Source organism: Microbacterium sp. BH-3-3-3 (genome assembly GCF_007679045.1).
Classification (GTDB): Bacteria; Actinomycetota; Actinomycetes; order Actinomycetales; family Microbacteriaceae; genus Microbacterium; species Microbacterium algihabitans.
The window spans coordinates 361,604-376,259 of the sequence record NZ_VEFS01000002.1 but is presented as its reverse complement, the minus strand read 5'-3'; the positions used below and the strand labels follow the sequence as shown (position 1 = coordinate 376,259).

The following is a 14,656-nucleotide window of genomic DNA, read 5'->3' as shown; positions in this document are numbered from 1 at the left end:
GACAGGCTCAGGGACCACCCTTCGACAAGCTCAGGGACCACCCTTCGACAGGCTCAGGGACCACTGCGCACGAGGTGGCTGAGCCTGTCGAAGCCACCGGAACCACGCGAGGCGACTGAGCTTGCCGAAGCCTCAGGGACCGCCCTTCGACAGGCTCAGGGACCGCCCTTCGACAGGCTCAGGGACCGCCCTCCGACAGGTTCAGGGACCGCCCTGGATGCCGCCTGCCGCGACCGCGGGTCGGTCCTCTCCGTCGCGGTCCGCGAAGACCCCGACGTTCTCTCCGTCGAAGACGAACTGCACGCTCGTGCCGAGGGGGAACCGCTCGACGAAGGCCTCGGGCATGCCGTCGGCGACGACGAACTGCACGGTCGCGGGGAACACTCCCGCGCCGCACCCGCCGTAGACGAAGTTGCCGCGGAAGCCGCGCGAACCACCCTGGTCGACCTCGTCGGTGTCGAGGAGGTACAGGCAGGGGCTGCGGTTCTCGCTCGCGTCGATCTGCACGTACCCGGCGAAGGCGGTCACGCCGAAGTAGTCGCGGTAGCCGCGGGAGTCGAGTCCGCGGTCGCCGAAGATCGAGGGGACCGTGGCCGCGGGATCGGGCACGAGCACGTCGACCTGCGACGCCCCCGTCGCCGTCGACACCGGAACGAGCGCCACCCCCGACGCCGTGGCGGCGCTCGCGAGGGCGGTGACCGCCGCCAGAGATATCGCCCACGCCCAGAAGCTGCGCTTCGACCGCACGAGCGGGCGGCGCTCGCGGGGCGTCTCGTGGTCGCGACCTGCGTCATCGTCGGACGGCGTCTCGTCGGTGCTCGCGACCTCGAGGGGGCGGGAGGTTCCGGATGCCGCGGCGGCGGCGTCGACGGCAGGCCGGGGCGGCAGCGGGGGCGGGTCGACCGGGGTCGGAGCCGGGGTCGCGCGAGCCCGTCGCTCCTGCTCCTCGAGCTGTGCGAGCCGCTGCTGGGCTGCGGGGTCATCGGCGATGTCGGCGTCGGGTCCGTACGCCCGTGCGCGCAGGAGCTGCAACTCCTGGAGCACGTCATCGTCCATGCTCTGAATGGTTCCACACCTGGACGCCCCCGGGGCCGATCGCGGTATATGCGCGGGAATAGATCGAGGAGTGTGATGTTGTATCCGACATGCGCTCCTTCGGCACACTCTCCTTCGGCCACTACGGGCCCCTCGGCGGTGGGCGTCAACTGACCGCCGGCGACTCGATGCTCCAGGCGATCGATCTCGCCCAGGGCATGGACGACCTCGGGGTCAACGGCGTCTCGTTCCGCGTTCACCACTTCGCCCGCCAGCAGGCCGCCCCCATGCCCCTGCTTGCCGCGATCGCCGCCCGCACCTCGCGCATCGAGGTCGGCACCGGCGTGATCGACATGCGGTACGAGAACCCGCTCATGCTCGCCGAGGAGGCGGCATCCGTCGACCTCATCAGCGGCAATCGACTCGCCCTCGGCGTGAGCCGTGGCTCACCCGAGTCGGTCGTGCGCGGCTACGAGGCGTTCGGCTACACGGGCTCGCAAGACCCGCGCGGCGGCGACATCGCCCGCGAGCACTTCGACCTGTTCCTGCGCGCGATCGACGGCGAGGGTCTCGCCGAGCGCGACCCGCACAGCCCCTTCGGCGGCGGCACCGGCCTGCAGCGCATCGAGCCGCACTCCCCCGGACTGCGTCAGCGCATCTGGTGGGGTGCCGGCACCACCGCGACCGCCGAGTGGGCGGGACGCCTGGGCGTCAACCTCATGTCGTCGACGCTGCTCACCGAGGCCGACGGCACGCCGTTCGACATCCTGCAGGCGCAGCAGCTCGACGCCTTCCGCGCCGCGTGGCGCGAGGCCGGACACCCGGGTGAGCCCCGCACCTCGGTCAGTCGCAGCATCTTCCCGATCGTCACGGCCGAAGACGAGATGTACTTCAGCGGTTCGGCCGGCAGCGACCAGATCGGCGTGATCGACGGCATGCGCTCGACCTTCGGCAAGACCTACGCCGCACCCCCCGAGGTGCTCGTGGAGCAGCTGCAGAACGACGCCGCCGTCATGAGCGCCGACACGCTCATGCTCACGATCCCTTCGCAGATGGGCGTCGACTTCAACCTGCGCCTGGTGGAGAACTTCGCGAAGCACGTCGCCCCTGCCCTCGGCTGGCAGTCGACTCTCTCCACCGCCTGATTCGCGAGTGCCCGAACGGGCCCCGATGCCGATTCCCCGGCATCCGGGCCCGTTCCGTCTACGGTGGGGCGGTGAGCGTCGTCATCCGCACCGCCCGGTTCCCGCGCGACGGTGAGTCCGTCTCGATGCTCGTCGGCGACTACCTCCGTCGCACCGAGTCCGAGAAGGCCGAGCACGGACTCGTCGACGCGGATGCCGCGATGCCCGCCCGCTACGCGCGCGAGATCGACGATCCGGCCGACGTCTTCGCCGACCGTCGCGTGCTCATCGCCGCGGTCGACGATGAGGACTGCGGCGTCGTGGTGATCGCGCGCTCAGCCGAGGGAGGCGAGATCTCCCGCTTCTGGACGACCCCGGCCGCCCGCGGTCGCGGCGTCGGTTCAGCGCTGCTGGCCGCCGCCGTCGACGGTGCGCCGCGACCGGTGCGGCTGTCCGTGTGGAGATGGCGCGAGCCCGCGCTGTCGCTGTACGCGCGCGCCGGGTTCGAGGTCGTGCCGTCGTGGGACGAGCGGCCCGACCTGGTCTGCCTCGAGCTGCGGTGATCCGAGCGGCGCCGATCAACGCGCCGCGGCGGGGATCACCGGTAGCCCGTCAGCTCGTGCGAACGCGCGATGGTCTGCGACACGAGGTACTCACCCCACGCCACGGCATACGCGCCGAGCGAGGCCCACACCCACCCCGAGGGCAGGGCGCCCGCGAGACCGAGCAGAGCCGCCACCGTGAGGGCGACCACGACGACGAGCACCGGCACCGTGGCGCGGGCACCGACCGTGGCCCCGTCGCTCCGCCAGATGACGAGCAGCGCCCCGGCCGTGGCGACCAGCAGGATCACCGGCGTGAACCAGGGCCCCAGGGCGCCCATGGTGATCGCGGCGCCGATCCCGGCGATCGCGAGGGAGGCGGTGCGCAGGGCGCGGATCCTCGTCGAGGAGGGCGAAGCGGCGATGGGGGTCTCCTTCGGGTGCGCGCGAGTCGGTGACGCGACTCGGCGGTTCCAGGGTACCGACGCCGCGATACGACTCTGCTGGGCGTTCCTGCCTACGGTGGGCTCGTGGGCATTTCCCTGACGCGCCTCGACGCGGCCGATCCCGACGACCGCTCTCCTTCGCGCGGGCCTGAAGTCACGCTCTCCGGCGAGCTGCGCTGCGCCGACGCGGCCGAGGCGGAACGCGTGCGCGCCCACCTCGACGAGCACGTCGCGCTGACTCGCGCCGAGCCCGGATGCCTGTCGTTCGAGGTCACTCCCACCGCTGACGAGCTGGTGTGGCGGGTGGCGGAGCGCTTCGTCGACGAGGCCGCATTCGACGCCCACCAGCGTCGGGTCGCCGCGAGCACCTGGGGGCGGGAGACCGCCGGGATCGAGCGGTCGTACGTGATCCGCGGGCGGGTTCGGGATGACGAGGCCCTCGTCGCCGCGGCCTGGGCAGCCGAGCAGCACCTGCTGGATCCGTCTGTGCGCTCCGACCCGCAGGAGGCGGGCCGACTGCTCGATCCCTCGTTCGTGGAGTTCGGTCAGTCCGGCCGCCGCTGGACGCGCGACGAGATCGTGGCCGCGCTGCAGAACGAGCCGGGCACCGACCCCTCCCCCTCGCTGAGCGAGAGGGAGCACCGAGTGCTCGGACCCGACACGGTGCTGCTGACGTACCTGCTGCGGTTCGAAGATCGCGTCAGCCGCCGGTCGTCCCTCTGGCGGTGCGACCCCGCACCGCGGTGCCTGTTCCACCAGGGGACGCCGGTCGGCTGAGCTCACCCCAGCGTCGGGTAGGTCGTGTGCTCCTTCGGCGCGGGCTCGGGGTGCACGGAGCGGAATGCGGCGAGGTCGCGCACGTTCTTCTGCACGGCGACGACGGCGAACAGGCTCATCGCGAATCCGATGCCGTAGAAGCCCTTCTCCGACAGCAGCAGCTCGGCGTTCCACAAGCCGACGGCCATGAGCGTGAGCGCGACGAGCAGCATGCTCCACGCGACGCCGAGGTATGCGCCGGTGACCGGGATCTCTTCCGCACGGTCGCGCACGGCCTTCTGCACCGAGATCGCGGCGAACAGCCCGAGCAGGAAGACCGAGAGGTAGAAGCCCTTCTCGGCCAGCGTCATGTGCGCGCTGTACAGGCCGATGAAATACACCGAGGTGCCGAGCCCGAGTGCCACCCAGGAGGCCCCCACGAAGGCTCCGGTCGGCCGACCGAGCACCTGCGGTGTGTGCGTGTCCGTCATCTTTCCCACCCCTTCGTCGATCCCCGCGCGGGGATATATGCCGTGGCGGAGAAGCTAGCGGAGGTCGTATGTCGAAAGTGAGATACGCGGCTCGGATGTGGACGATCTCCCGATGCCGAGGCCTGGGGAGAAGCCTCGTCAGGGGTGGCCGACGGGCTTCTGCCTGCCCGCGTCGCGGCCGTGCTCGCGCTCGAAAGCGACGATGGCACCTCTCGCCCTGACCAGCATGACGATGCTCGCGGCCAGCAGGACCGCCCAGAGGACGAGAACGATCCACCGCCAGCCGGCGGTGCCATCGGACTCGACGAGGGGCACGATCTGGAGCATCAGATCGAGCGCCGATACCGCGATGGCGGCGATCGGGTAGGCCAGACCGCGCGAGAGGGTCATGCGTCGCTGGATGAGGGACGGGGCCTGCGGCTGGTCGGGCACGTCTCTTCCTATCGCGCTGGTCGGTTCGCGCGGAAGCCCTTGCCGCTGTCTCGGACCGTTGTCCCCGGCCGACGTCCCGGGCCGATGTCGGAGGTCGGTGGGAGCATGTTTACATGAACAGCCGCCCCGTCGCCGACGACGCGGACGAGCTCGCGCTCGACGAGATCGTCGAGGCATTGATGCGGGTCGACGCGTCGATCGCGAAGCTCGAGGCGGAGCGAGCGCGGCTGCTCGGCCGGGCGTTCGCCATCGCCACGGCGCGGACCGCGCACTCGCCCGCGGCCGTGCAGGAGCGCGAGCTCGCGCTGCGGTCGGTGGCGGCCGAGATCGGCGCAGCACTCCGGTGGCACGACCGCACGGCGCAGCGCCGCCTGTCCGAGGCGGCGAGCCTGGTCGACGACTTCCCCGCCACCGTGGAGGCACTGGCCGAGGCGCGCATCACGGCGCGGCACACCGAGGTCGTCCGCGAGATCGGTGCGTGCCTCGTCGACGAGCCGAGCCGACGGCAGTACGAGCGTCGAGTGCTCGCACGGGCCGAACGCGACACCGTCGCCGGCACTCGCGCGTTCGCCCGCGCCGTGGTCGAGGAGCTGCAGCCCCGCTCGATCGACGAGCGCCACGACGAGGCCGTCCAGCGGCGCCGTGTGTGGGTCGAAGACGACGTCGACGGCATGGCGCAGCTCGGGGTGATCGACAGTGCCGCGAAGATCCGGGCGATGTTCGACCGCCTCACGCGCCAGGCCCGCGCGGTGCGCCAGGTCGCGCACCTCGCGGGCGACGACGGTGGGGTCGACGACACGAGATCGATCGATCAGACCCGCGCCGACCTGCTGTGCGACCTCGTCCTGGGCGGCCGGCCCGTCGTTGATCCGACCCAGGCGCACCTCCCCGGGGGGCTCGGGGCGATCCGTGCCGAGGTCTCGGTCGTCATTCCGGTGCTCACCGCCGTCGGCGCGAGCGAGCGGGCGGCGATGCTCGACGGATGCACTCCCGTCGACGCCGACACGGCGCGCGAGCTCATGGCCGGGGCACCCGGGTGGGAACGCCTGCTCACCGATCCCGTGACCGGTGTCGCCCTCGCCGTCGACCGCTACCGGCCGACGCCCGCGATGCGTCGCTTCGTGCGCATCCGCGACGTGCACTGTCTATTCCCCGGATGCCGCCAACCCGCCCGACGCTGCGAGATCGACCACAACCTGGACCACGCGAAGGGCGGCGCGACGCACCTTTGCAACCTCGCCTGCCTGTGCAAGCGCCATCACGTGCTCAAGACCGAGACCGCGTGGACAGCCGAGCAGCAGCCCGACGGGAGCATCGTGTGGACCAGCCCGTTGGGTCGTCGCACCACTGACCCGCCGGAGCGGCGAGTCACCTTCGCGCCCGACCCCGACCCGCCGCCGTTCTGACGTGCGACGGCCCCTCCGGCTGGCCCGTTTCTGCCCGACTCAGCGGCCCCCTCACGCGGCGGCGCATCCGCGCGAACACCCGCTCGCCAGCACCCTCGCCTCCGCCACGCGCGAACACCCTCGCGTCCGCCACGCGACGGTGGTTGGCTGGCCGGCATGCGACGCGTCCTCATCCTCGGCGGAACAGCGTGGCTGGGCCGTGCCATCGCCGCTCATGCCCTCGCGCACGGCGCCGAGGTCACGTGCCTCGCCCGCGGCGACTCCGGCGACCCCGCGCCGGGTGCGCGGCTCGTGCGCGCCGACCGCGACGACCCCCACGCTTACGCCGACGTGCGGCACGACTGGGACGAGGTCGTCGAGCTCTCGTGGGACGCCGGGTTCGTGGCATCCGCCCTCGAGGCCCTGGCCGACCGCGCCGCGCACTGGACGCTCGTGTCGAGCGTCTCGGTGTACGCCCACTCCGACGTCCCCTTCGCCGACGAAAGCGCCGATCTCGTCGAGCCGCGGGATCTGACGGCGTATCCGGATGCCAAGGTGCACACCGAACGGCTCACCGCGGCGCGACTGCCCGATCGGGCTCTGCTCGCCCGGGCTGGACTGATCGTCGGTCCGGGCGACCCGAGCGACCGCTACGGTTACTGGCCGGCTCGGTTCGCCCGCGGAGGCCGCGTGCTCGTGCCCGCGACCGCCGGTCGGCACGTGCAGGGCATCGACGTCGACGACCTCGCCGCGTGGATCGAGCTCGCCGGGCGCACGGGAGTGACGTGGCCGATCAACGCGGTCGGCGAAGAGCTGCCGCTCGCCGCGGTGCTCGCCGCCGCTCGCGACGCCGCCGGGGGCGACACCGCCCGGGGGCACGCCGATGCGCCGGTCACCGAGAGCGTGCCGCTCGACGACGACACCCTCTCGGCGCGCGGGGTGCAGTACTGGGCCGGGCCGCGGTCGCTGCCGTTGTGGCTCCCCGCCGAGGCGCGGGGCTTCTCGCGGCGCAGCGACGCCGCCTTCGTGGCATCCGGGGGTCGTCGACGACCGCTCGCCGAGACGATGCGTCGCACGCTCGACGACGAACGCGCGCGCGGAATCGATCGCCCGAGACGCGCCGGACTGACCCCCGCAGAAGAGGCCGAGGTGCTCGCGGGCTAGCGCTGCGCGCGGGTCAGCGACCGTTGCGATCCGCTGCCGACCGCGGCGGGGCCGAGGCCACCTCGAGTCGGTCGAGGCCGCGCAACGACGTCCAGATCAGTTCTTCGCCCTTCGCGGCGTGCTGCGAGGCCCGCACCGCGCGCTCGTCGGCCCACGAGTTCAGCACGTGGCCGGAGTGTCCGCGCACGTGCTCGAGCACCACGTCGGGGAGCCCCGCGGCCCGACGGGCGTCGCGCGCGGCGATGAGCGCCTCGAGGATGCCCTGGTTGGCGACCGGCTTCTTCGCGCTCGTGACCCAGCCGCGGCGGCGGTGGCCGTCCATCCACTTCGAATACGTGTCGATGGCGTACTTCGAGTCGGCCTGCACGACGAGTTCGCGCACGTCGGGGTGGTCGGTGATCGCGTGCAGGAGACCCAGCAGTTCGCCGATGTTGTTCGTGCCCTCGGGGATCGAGCCCGCGGCCCAGTGCCCGTCTTCGCCGACCCACGCCCAGCCCGCCGGCCCCGGATTGCCCTTGCAGGCGCCGTCGGTGGCGACGACGTATCGGTCGGAGGGCGCGGTCGCGGAGGAACTGCTCATCCCTCTAGTCTCCCCTGCCCGAGGGAGCGCCTTCACCCGTGGGATCCGGCCCGCATGGTGAGCACCCCATCACACGCGTGCGAAACGGCGGGTGAACGCGAGAGGGGCTCGCCGGGACGACGGGCGACGGCGCGCTCTGTGCGCCGCGCGCCCGTGTGAATCTGGCGCGACCCGCTCTCGCGTCTTGCGCACCCCTCGAGAAAGCGTCCCGCCATGTCGACGTCGTCCCCCGCCCCGACCCGCGCCCGCCTCCACCCCGCCGCGGTCGTCGCGCTCGCGACGGGTGGGGTGATCATCCTCGGCGCCATCGCGTTCCTCGTGTGGCTGCTGACGGCAGGACAGACGACGCCCAACGCCGCCGCGACCGACAAGCTCGTGCAATGGCAGCAGGTCTTCGAGACCTACCGCGACGCGAACAGCGGCCTGCCCGACGTCGCCGCCGGCGGTTACTGCCTCGGCACCGGCTTCCCGGTCGGCGCGGGAGGCACCCCCAACTGCCGCGACTACGACGGCAACACCTTCTACACCGAAGAGGCCAGCGCCCCGCTGATGCAGGCGCTGGCGACGACCGGTCCCCTCCCCGAGGGGGTTTCGGCGCCCGTGCGCGGCACGGTCGGGCCCTACGCGATCGTCGACGACGCCGGCATCCACCTGCTCACCGCCGAAGACGGCACGTGCGAGGCCCCCGCCGTCGAGGTGTGGAACGACGGCGGGGGCCTCTTCATCTGTCAGATCCTGCTCGAGCGCTGACGCCGCCCCGACCCGCGCCGGGGCCGCTCGTCAGTCGCGACCGCTCTCGGCCTTCTTCTGGCCGGCTTCGAGCACGTCGCCCGCGGGCAGCTCCTGGTGGCCGCCGAACTGCAGACGCATCGCCGAGAGCACCTGGTTGGCGAAGTGGTCCTCACCGCGCGAGGCGAAACGCTCGAACAGCGACGCCGCCAGCACGGGCACGGGCACGCCGGTGTCGACGGCGGCCTTCACCGTCCATCGACCCTCACCCGAGTCCGACACGCGACCGGCGAGGCCGTCGAGCGTGGGGTTCTGCGAGAGGGCGGCGGCGGTGAGGTCGAGCAGCCACGACGAGATGACCGACCCGCGACGCCACAGCTCCGTGACCCGCGCGGTGTCGATGTCGAACTGGTAGAACTCGGGCTCCTCCAGCGGGGCGACCTCGGCGGAGTGCTCGCCCTGGTGCAGGCCCGCGTCGGCGCTGTTGAGCACGTTCAGTCCCTCGGCGAGCGCGGCCATGATGCCGTACTCGATGCCGTTGTGCACCATCTTCACGAAGTGTCCCGAGCCCGACGGACCGCAGTGCAGGTAGCCGCGCTCCTCGGTCGAGTAGTCGCCGGTGCGGCCGGGTGTGCGCTCGACCTCGCCGGGGCCCGGGGCGATCGTGCGCAGCACCGGCTCGAGGTGGGCGACGGCTTCGTCGTGGCCGCCGACCATGAGGCAGTAGCCGCGCTCGAGACCGAAGACCCCGCCGCTGGTGCCGACGTCGACGTAGTGGATGCCGCTGTCGTCGAGCTTCTTCGCGCGGCGCACGTCGTCGCGGTAGTTGGAGTTGCCGCCGTCGATGATGATGTCGCCCGGCTCGAGCACCGCGGCCACCTCGTCGACGACGGTGCCGGTGAGGCCGGCGGGGATCATGAGCCAGATCGCGCGCGGCTTCTCGAGCTTCGAGGACAGGTCGGCGATGCTGGTCGCTCCCGTGGCCCCTTCGGCCACGAGGGCCTGCACGGCGTCCTGGTTCACGTCGAACACGACGCAGTCGTGACCGTCTCTCATGAGCCTGCGGACGATGTTGGCGCCCATTCGTCCGAGTCCGACCATGGCGAGTTGCATTGGTACCCCGTTCGTCGTGGATCACGGCCGCCGCGAGCGGCCCCTCCGCGAGTCTAGGAGCGCCCGAGGGCCCCGGGCATCGGTGCTAGCCCTGGAAATCCTCGGGATCGACGTCGTCGAGGAAGCGACGGAACTCCTCGACCCGATCCTCGTCGGCCGCGGCCTCGAGCTCGACCGCCTCGTCGGGTACCCCGGCCTCGGCGAAGACCGCCTCGGCCACGAGGATCGCCGCATCGGCGCGGGCGGCCAGGGCGATGGCATCCGAGGGTCGCGCGTCGAAGGTGCGGGGGCCGACCGGGGTGTTCAGCACGACCCGCGCGTGGAACGTGCCCTCGTCGAGGTGCGTCACCTCGACCCGGTCGACCGAGGCCGACAGCTCGCCGAGCATCGCGGTCATCAGGTCGTGCGCGAGCGGCCGCGGCGACCCCGAGCCCTCGATCGCGACCAGGATCGACATCGCCTCCTGCGGACCGATCCACACGGGCAGGACGCGGTCGCCGTGGCTCTCGACGTCGACGGGCTTGAGCAGGATCACGTGCTGCTGGGCGGGATCGAGCGCCACCCCGACCACGCGCACCCGGATCATGGGGCCCATCGTACGGGCACGCGGTGGTCGGTCGTCAGCGCAGGATGCCGAGCGATCGGGCCGCCGACACCGCCGCGGTGCGGGAGGTCACGCCGAGCTTGGAGAAGACGTGCGCGAGGTGCGACTTCACCGTGGCGTCGGTGATGTGCAGGCGCCGCGCGACGTCGGCGTTCGACGCCCCGCGCGACACGAGGCGCAGCACCTCGATCTCGCGGACCGACAGCGTCACCCGCGGTTCGCGCAGGCGCGCGAGCAGGCGCCCCGCGATGGCCGGGGCCAGGGCGCTCTGCCCGGCAGCGGCGGCGCGCACGCCGGCGAGCAGCTCGTGCGGCGGCGCGTCTTTGAGCAGGTATCCGCTGGCGCCCGCCTCGACCGCGCCCAGGATGTCGCCGTCGGTGTCGTAGTTGGTCAGCACCAGCACGTAGGGCGGGGCGGCGAGCGCACGCACGCGGCGGGTGGCGTCGGCTCCCGCGGCCCGGTCGCCGAACTGCAGGTCCATCAACACGAGTTCCGGGGCGAGGTCGGCGGCGAGCGCGACCGCCTCGTCGGGGGTCGAGGCCTCGCCCACCACGGCGATGTCGGGCTCGGCGTCGAGCAGGGCCCGGACCCCGGCGCGCACGACGGGGTGATCGTCGGCGATGACGACGCGGATCACGACGCCCCCACCGGCAGGGTCACGGTGAGAGTCGTGCCAGCGCGAGGGGCGCTGTCGACCTGGATGCGCCCGTCGAGCTGGTCGACCCGCTCGCGCATGGCGCGCAGCCCGAAGGAATCGGTGGCGGATGCCGTGGACTCCGCCCGCTCGATATCGAACCCCATGCCGTCGTCGGTCACGGTCAGCCGTACGCCCTCTTCGACGGACGCCAGCAGGATGCCGACGCGGTGGGCCCGCGCGTGCTGTCCGACGTTCGCGAGCGCCCCCTGCGCGATGCGCAGCAGAGCGGTCTGCGCGTCCATCGGCAGCGACACCTCCGCATCGAGGTCGAGGTCGACCTCCACGCCCTCTCGGCTCCCCCACCCGGTGGCGAGGCGTTCGAGCGCCGACGCGAGCCCGCGATCGAGGCTCGGGGGCGCCAGCTCCCGGATGAACCGACGGGTCTCGGCCAGGCCGTCGGCCGCGGTCTGGCGCGCGAGGCGCACGTGGGCGATGCCGGGGCCCGTGGCATCCGCCCGCTCCGCCGCGTGCAGCAGCATCTGGATGCTCGACAGCCCCTGCGCGACGGTGTCGTGCAGTTCGCGGGCGAGGCGCGAACGCTCGGCGAGGGTGCCCTGCTCGCGTTCGGCGGCGGCGAGGCGGTCGCGGGTGGCCAACAGCTCGGCCATCAGGGCCTCGCGCTCGGCCGCCCGCTTCTCGAGCGCCGAGTAGCCCAGTCCGATCAGCAGGGCCACCCCGGCGCCCACGATCGGTCCCACGACGCCCCCGACGCTCAGACCGCCGTGCACCGCGAACGCCACGATGGTCAGCGCCGTGGTCAGCACCACGGCGATCGGTCCCACCCCTCGCGGCAACAGGTGCAGGTACAGGAAGAACAGCGGGAAGACGAGATAGGCCGCCTCGGGCACCAGCCACACCAGCGCCGCCCACACGAGCGTCAGCGCCACGATCCACACGATGCCCCACGCGCGGCGTCGCGTCCGGGCGACGACGAGGCCCGAGAGATAGACGAGGCCGAGGACACCGGCGAGCACCAGCGCCACGAGGGAGCCGTTCGTCACGAGCACGCGCACCACGACCAGCGCGAGCAGCCCGCAGAACAGAACGTGCAGGCCGACGCGCAGGCCCGCGAAGACGGGGGCGAGGGTGCGGTGCGGCATGTCGGTGTCCAGGCTACGGAAGCCGCGCCCCCGACGGATCATCCGAAAGGTGGAGAGCGGGTTCGCCCGTTGCCCCGATGACGCGGACGCGTCCGCTGACCACGCTGGAGGGGTACCGGTGAGATCCGCCGGCGGAAGGAGGCGACGTGTACGTCGCATGGCGCGATCTGCGGTTCGCCCGCGGGCGGTTCGCCCTCATCGGGGCGGTCGTCGCCCTCATCACCCTCTTGGTCGGCTTTCTCTCCGGCCTGACCGGCGGTCTCGCCGCGCAGAACGTCTCGGCGGTGCTCGCCCTGCCCGGCGACCGGCTCGTACTGCAGCCCACCGCCGACGCCGCGGCCACGTTCGCCGAGTCGGCGATCGACGACTCCACCGTCGCCGCGTGGCGGGCGGCACCGGGCGTTGAGAGCGTCACCGCGGTCGGCATCTCGCAGGCGCGAGCGGAGGGCCCCGGAGGCTCGGCGGGAGTCGCCCTGTTCGGGCTCGACTCTCCCGCGTTCGGCGTGAGCGCGGCGGGCGACGACGAGGTGGGCCTGTCGTCCGCCGCGGCGACGGCTCTCGGAGCCGGGGTCGGCGACACCGTCACCCTCGCCGGAGCCGCCTTCCGCGTGTCGTCGATCGGCGCCGACCTGTCGTACAGCCACACGCCGGTACTCGCCCTGACTCCCGGGGCGTGGCGCGCCCTCGACGAGCGGCTCGGCGGCACGGGCGCGGCGACGGTGCTGGCCGTCACCGGCACTCCCGCGTGGGATGAGGTCGCCGCCGAGACCGGCACCACGGCATCCGCCCCGTTCTCGAGCCTCACGGCGCTGCCTACGTTCCGCTCCGAGATCGGCTCGCTCGCGCTCATGATCGCGATGCTGTTCGGCGTCTCGGCACTGGTGGTGGGGGCGTTCTTCACCGTGTGGAGCATGCAGCGCGCCGGCGACGTCGCCGTGCTGAAGGCGCTCGGTGCCAGCACCCCGGCCCTCGTGCGCGACGCCCTGGGGCAGGCCCTGGTCGTGCTGGTGCTCGGCGTCGGCGTCGGGATCGGCTTGACCGCCCTGCTCGGAGCGCTGGCCGGGGGCGCGTTGCCGTTCGTGCTGAACCCCCTGACCACCCTCGCGCCCGCCGCCATCATGATCGCGCTCGGCCTCGCCGGCGCGGCCGTGTCGCTGCGCACCGTCACCTCGTCCGACCCTCTCACTGCTCTGGGGAGCACCCGATGATCCTGCTCGACGACGTCACCCTCACCTACCCCGACGGCGACGCCCGCGTCACCGCGGTCGACCGCGTCACCCTCGAGGGGCGGTCCGGGGTGCTCACCGGCATCACCGGCCCGTCGGGCTCGGGCAAATCGAGCCTGCTCGCGCTGGCGGCGACCCTCGTGCGGCCCGACTCCGGCCGCGTGATGATCGCGGGAACGGATGCCACGCGGCTAAGTCGCTCGCAGGCCACGACGCTGCGCCGCGAGAGCATCGGCATCGTGTTCCAGCAGCCGCAGTTGCTCCCCGCCCTCACCGCGCGGGAGCAGCTGCGGGTGATGGCAGAGCTCGGCGGCTCCGGTCGGCGCGAGCGTCGCGCCCTCGTCCGCGGTCGCGTCGACGAGCTGCTGGATGCCGTGGGGCTCGCCGCCGTCGCCGATCGCCGCCCGGCGCAGCTATCGGGCGGGCAACGTCAACGCGTGGCGATCGCCCGTGCCCTCGTGCACGAGCCCTCGGTGCTGCTGGTCGACGAACCCACCAGCGCCCTCGACACCGCACGCGGAGCCGAGATCATGGGCCTGCTTGCGCGGCTGACGCACGAGCGGCAGACGGCCACCCTGCTCGTCACGCACGACCTCGTGCACCGCGAGGTGCTCGACGAGACCGTGGAGGTGGTCGACGGGCGCGCGGCGCTGGTCACCACCCGAACGCGTTGAACCAGTCGCGTCGGTGATCCGCTTCGGCGCGCGACTCGTCGCCTCGCCACGAGTCGTGCGCCGACAGCGTGCCCTCAGCGGTCAGTTCGACGAACGCCCAGCAGACGGGGCAGACAGCCCGACCGTCGGGGAAGCCGTCGTCGAGTGTCGGCGCGGGTTCAGCCTCGGTCCCCGCTCCGCTGCACGCGGGCGGGTCGGCCTGGAGGTCGTTCCACAGCAGGCGTCCGCCTTTGCGGTGGTGCAGCCCGCGGTGGCCATTCTCACGGGTGCAGATCTCGCCGTTTCTTCGACTGAGGCAGAGTCTCCGGGCGGCGCCCGGGAGTGCCGCCAGCGTTCTCGTCATCCTTCGATTGTCTCCGCTGCGAGCGCAGCGGGGGCATCGCCGGGATGCGAACGGGGCGATGGGGGCCGGTGGGGAAGGGCTCGGTGGTCATCGCAGACCACCACCGGTACGACGAGCGAACATGTCGACCTCCTGATGATTCGACGATCCGTCAGGAGACGCCTCCGGCCGAGGGGGTTGACAGGACGGGAGACGGTGCTAGTCATACCCCTCGG

General features: G+C 72.4%; 18 protein-coding genes. 8 read left to right on the top strand and 10 right to left on the bottom strand.

The window, feature by feature from the left end; all coding sequences use genetic code 11:
• Positions 1-201: 201 nt before the first annotated feature.
• On the bottom strand, positions 202-1,056 hold the full coding sequence (locus tag FS769_RS09600; protein WP_144832844.1) for a hypothetical protein: 855 nt from the start codon (positions 1,054-1,056) through the stop codon (positions 202-204).
• Positions 1,057-1,145: 89 nt separating this feature from the next.
• Here FS769_RS09600 and FS769_RS09595 point away from each other — a divergent pair, with 89 nt between their 5' ends.
• Positions 1,146-2,180: an LLM class flavin-dependent oxidoreductase gene (locus FS769_RS09595; RefSeq protein ID WP_144832842.1), complete on the top strand. Its 1,035-nt coding sequence runs from the start codon at positions 1,146-1,148 to the stop codon at positions 2,178-2,180.
• Positions 2,181-2,251: 71 nt separating this feature from the next.
• On the top strand, positions 2,252-2,722 hold the full coding sequence (locus FS769_RS09590) for a GNAT family N-acetyltransferase (RefSeq protein WP_144832840.1): 471 nt from the start codon (positions 2,252-2,254) through the stop codon (positions 2,720-2,722).
• Positions 2,723-2,757: 35 nt separating this feature from the next.
• Here the strand turns inward: FS769_RS09590 and FS769_RS09585 are convergent, their stop codons facing one another.
• A complete protein-coding gene (locus FS769_RS09585) occupies positions 2,758-3,042 on the bottom strand; it encodes a hypothetical protein (protein WP_144832838.1) in 285 nt (94 codons plus the stop codon).
• Positions 3,043-3,231: 189 nt separating this feature from the next.
• On the opposite strand from FS769_RS09585, the gene FS769_RS17180 reads away from it, so the two are divergent.
• Positions 3,232-3,924, top strand: a complete 693-nt coding sequence (locus tag FS769_RS17180) for a DUF4440 domain-containing protein (RefSeq protein ID WP_222123919.1) — start codon at positions 3,232-3,234, stop codon at positions 3,922-3,924.
• Between the two features lie 2 nt (positions 3,925-3,926).
• Here the strand turns inward: FS769_RS17180 and yiaA are convergent, their stop codons facing one another.
• Together yiaA and FS769_RS09570 are read right to left on the bottom strand one after the other, a co-directional pair.
• The gene (gene yiaA, locus FS769_RS09575) at positions 3,927-4,394 is read right to left on the bottom strand and encodes an inner membrane protein YiaA (protein ID WP_144832836.1); all 468 of its coding nucleotides are present in this window, start codon (positions 4,392-4,394) and stop codon (positions 3,927-3,929) included.
• Positions 4,395-4,532: 138 nt separating this feature from the next.
• Complete coding sequence (locus tag FS769_RS09570) at positions 4,533-4,826, bottom strand: hypothetical protein (protein ID WP_144832835.1); 294 nt, start codon at positions 4,824-4,826, stop codon at positions 4,533-4,535.
• A 113-nt stretch (positions 4,827-4,939) separates the two neighbouring features.
• On the opposite strand from FS769_RS09570, the gene FS769_RS09565 reads away from it, so the two are divergent.
• Together FS769_RS09565 and FS769_RS09560 are read left to right on the top strand one after the other, a co-directional pair.
• Entirely contained in the window at positions 4,940-6,232 is a 1,293-nt protein-coding gene (locus FS769_RS09565) for an HNH endonuclease signature motif containing protein (RefSeq protein ID WP_144832833.1), read from the top strand.
• Positions 6,233-6,388: 156 nt separating this feature from the next.
• A complete protein-coding gene (locus FS769_RS09560) occupies positions 6,389-7,375 on the top strand; it encodes an NAD-dependent epimerase/dehydratase family protein (protein ID WP_144832831.1) in 987 nt (328 codons plus the stop codon).
• 13 nt (positions 7,376-7,388) lie between these two features.
• On the opposite strand, the gene FS769_RS09555 is transcribed toward FS769_RS09560, so the two are convergent.
• Positions 7,389-7,955: a ribonuclease H gene (locus tag FS769_RS09555; RefSeq protein WP_144832829.1), complete on the bottom strand. Its 567-nt coding sequence runs from the start codon at positions 7,953-7,955 to the stop codon at positions 7,389-7,391.
• Between the two features lie 213 nt (positions 7,956-8,168).
• Here FS769_RS09555 and FS769_RS09550 point away from each other — a divergent pair, with 213 nt between their 5' ends.
• Complete coding sequence (locus tag FS769_RS09550) at positions 8,169-8,705, top strand: hypothetical protein (protein ID WP_144832827.1); 537 nt, start codon at positions 8,169-8,171, stop codon at positions 8,703-8,705.
• 30 nt (positions 8,706-8,735) lie between these two features.
• On the opposite strand, the gene gnd is transcribed toward FS769_RS09550, so the two are convergent.
• The 4 genes from gnd to FS769_RS09530 form a co-directional block, all read right to left on the bottom strand.
• The gene (gene gnd, locus FS769_RS09545) at positions 8,736-9,797 is read right to left on the bottom strand and encodes a phosphogluconate dehydrogenase (NAD(+)-dependent, decarboxylating) (RefSeq protein ID WP_144832825.1); all 1,062 of its coding nucleotides are present in this window, start codon (positions 9,795-9,797) and stop codon (positions 8,736-8,738) included.
• An 85-nt stretch (positions 9,798-9,882) separates the two neighbouring features.
• On the bottom strand, positions 9,883-10,383 hold the full coding sequence (locus FS769_RS09540) for a bifunctional nuclease family protein (RefSeq protein ID WP_144832823.1): 501 nt from the start codon (positions 10,381-10,383) through the stop codon (positions 9,883-9,885).
• A 34-nt stretch (positions 10,384-10,417) separates the two neighbouring features.
• Complete coding sequence (locus tag FS769_RS09535; protein WP_144832821.1) at positions 10,418-11,038, bottom strand: response regulator transcription factor; 621 nt, start codon at positions 11,036-11,038, stop codon at positions 10,418-10,420.
• Positions 11,035-12,198 (bottom strand): sensor histidine kinase, encoded by a 1,164-nt coding sequence (locus FS769_RS09530; RefSeq protein ID WP_144832820.1) that lies wholly within the window; start codon positions 12,196-12,198, stop codon positions 11,035-11,037. The genes FS769_RS09535 and FS769_RS09530 overlap by 4 nt, the downstream gene beginning before the upstream one ends.
• A 146-nt stretch (positions 12,199-12,344) precedes the next feature.
• On the opposite strand from FS769_RS09530, the gene FS769_RS09525 reads away from it, so the two are divergent.
• Both FS769_RS09525 and FS769_RS09520 read left to right on the top strand, forming a co-directional pair.
• The gene (locus tag FS769_RS09525; RefSeq protein ID WP_144832818.1) at positions 12,345-13,406 is read left to right on the top strand and encodes an ABC transporter permease; all 1,062 of its coding nucleotides are present in this window, start codon (positions 12,345-12,347) and stop codon (positions 13,404-13,406) included.
• Positions 13,403-14,098: an ABC transporter ATP-binding protein gene (locus tag FS769_RS09520; protein ID WP_144832817.1), complete on the top strand. Its 696-nt coding sequence runs from the start codon at positions 13,403-13,405 to the stop codon at positions 14,096-14,098. The genes FS769_RS09525 and FS769_RS09520 overlap by 4 nt, the downstream gene beginning before the upstream one ends.
• Here the strand turns inward: FS769_RS09520 and FS769_RS09515 are convergent.
• Entirely contained in the window at positions 14,079-14,441 is a 363-nt protein-coding gene (locus tag FS769_RS09515; protein WP_230705113.1) for a hypothetical protein, read from the bottom strand. The two genes, FS769_RS09520 and FS769_RS09515, sit on opposite strands and share 20 nt — an antisense overlap.
• Between the last annotated feature and the right edge of the window lie 215 nt (positions 14,442-14,656).

Bases quoted from the DNA above. Each gene is read 5' to 3' on its own strand.
- FS769_RS09600 (WP_144832844.1), bottom strand. From the start codon at position 1,056: ATGGACGATGACGTGCTCCAGGAGTTGCAGCTCCTGCGCGCACGGGCG.
- FS769_RS09595 (WP_144832842.1), top strand. From the start codon at position 1,146: ATGCGCTCCTTCGGCACACTCTCCTTCGGCCACTACGGGCCCCTCGGC.
- FS769_RS09585 (WP_144832838.1), bottom strand. From the start codon at position 3,042: ATGGGCGCCCTGGGGCCCTGGTTCACGCCGGTGATCCTGCTGGTCGCC.
- yiaA (WP_144832836.1), bottom strand. From the start codon at position 4,394: ATGACGGACACGCACACACCGCAGGTGCTCGGTCGGCCGACCGGAGCC.
- FS769_RS09565 (WP_144832833.1), top strand. From the start codon at position 4,940: ATGAACAGCCGCCCCGTCGCCGACGACGCGGACGAGCTCGCGCTCGAC.
- FS769_RS09560 (WP_144832831.1), top strand. From the start codon at position 6,389: ATGCGACGCGTCCTCATCCTCGGCGGAACAGCGTGGCTGGGCCGTGCC.
- FS769_RS09555 (WP_144832829.1), bottom strand. From the start codon at position 7,955: ATGAGCAGTTCCTCCGCGACCGCGCCCTCCGACCGATACGTCGTCGCC.
- FS769_RS09550 (WP_144832827.1), top strand. From the start codon at position 8,169: ATGTCGACGTCGTCCCCCGCCCCGACCCGCGCCCGCCTCCACCCCGCC.
- gnd (WP_144832825.1), bottom strand. From the start codon at position 9,797: ATGCAACTCGCCATGGTCGGACTCGGACGAATGGGCGCCAACATCGTC.
- FS769_RS09540 (WP_144832823.1), bottom strand. From the start codon at position 10,383: ATGATCCGGGTGCGCGTGGTCGGGGTGGCGCTCGATCCCGCCCAGCAG.
- FS769_RS09530 (WP_144832820.1), bottom strand. From the start codon at position 12,198: ATGCCGCACCGCACCCTCGCCCCCGTCTTCGCGGGCCTGCGCGTCGGC.
- FS769_RS09520 (WP_144832817.1), top strand. From the start codon at position 13,403: ATGATCCTGCTCGACGACGTCACCCTCACCTACCCCGACGGCGACGCC.
- FS769_RS09515 (WP_230705113.1), bottom strand. From the start codon at position 14,441: ATGACGAGAACGCTGGCGGCACTCCCGGGCGCCGCCCGGAGACTCTGC.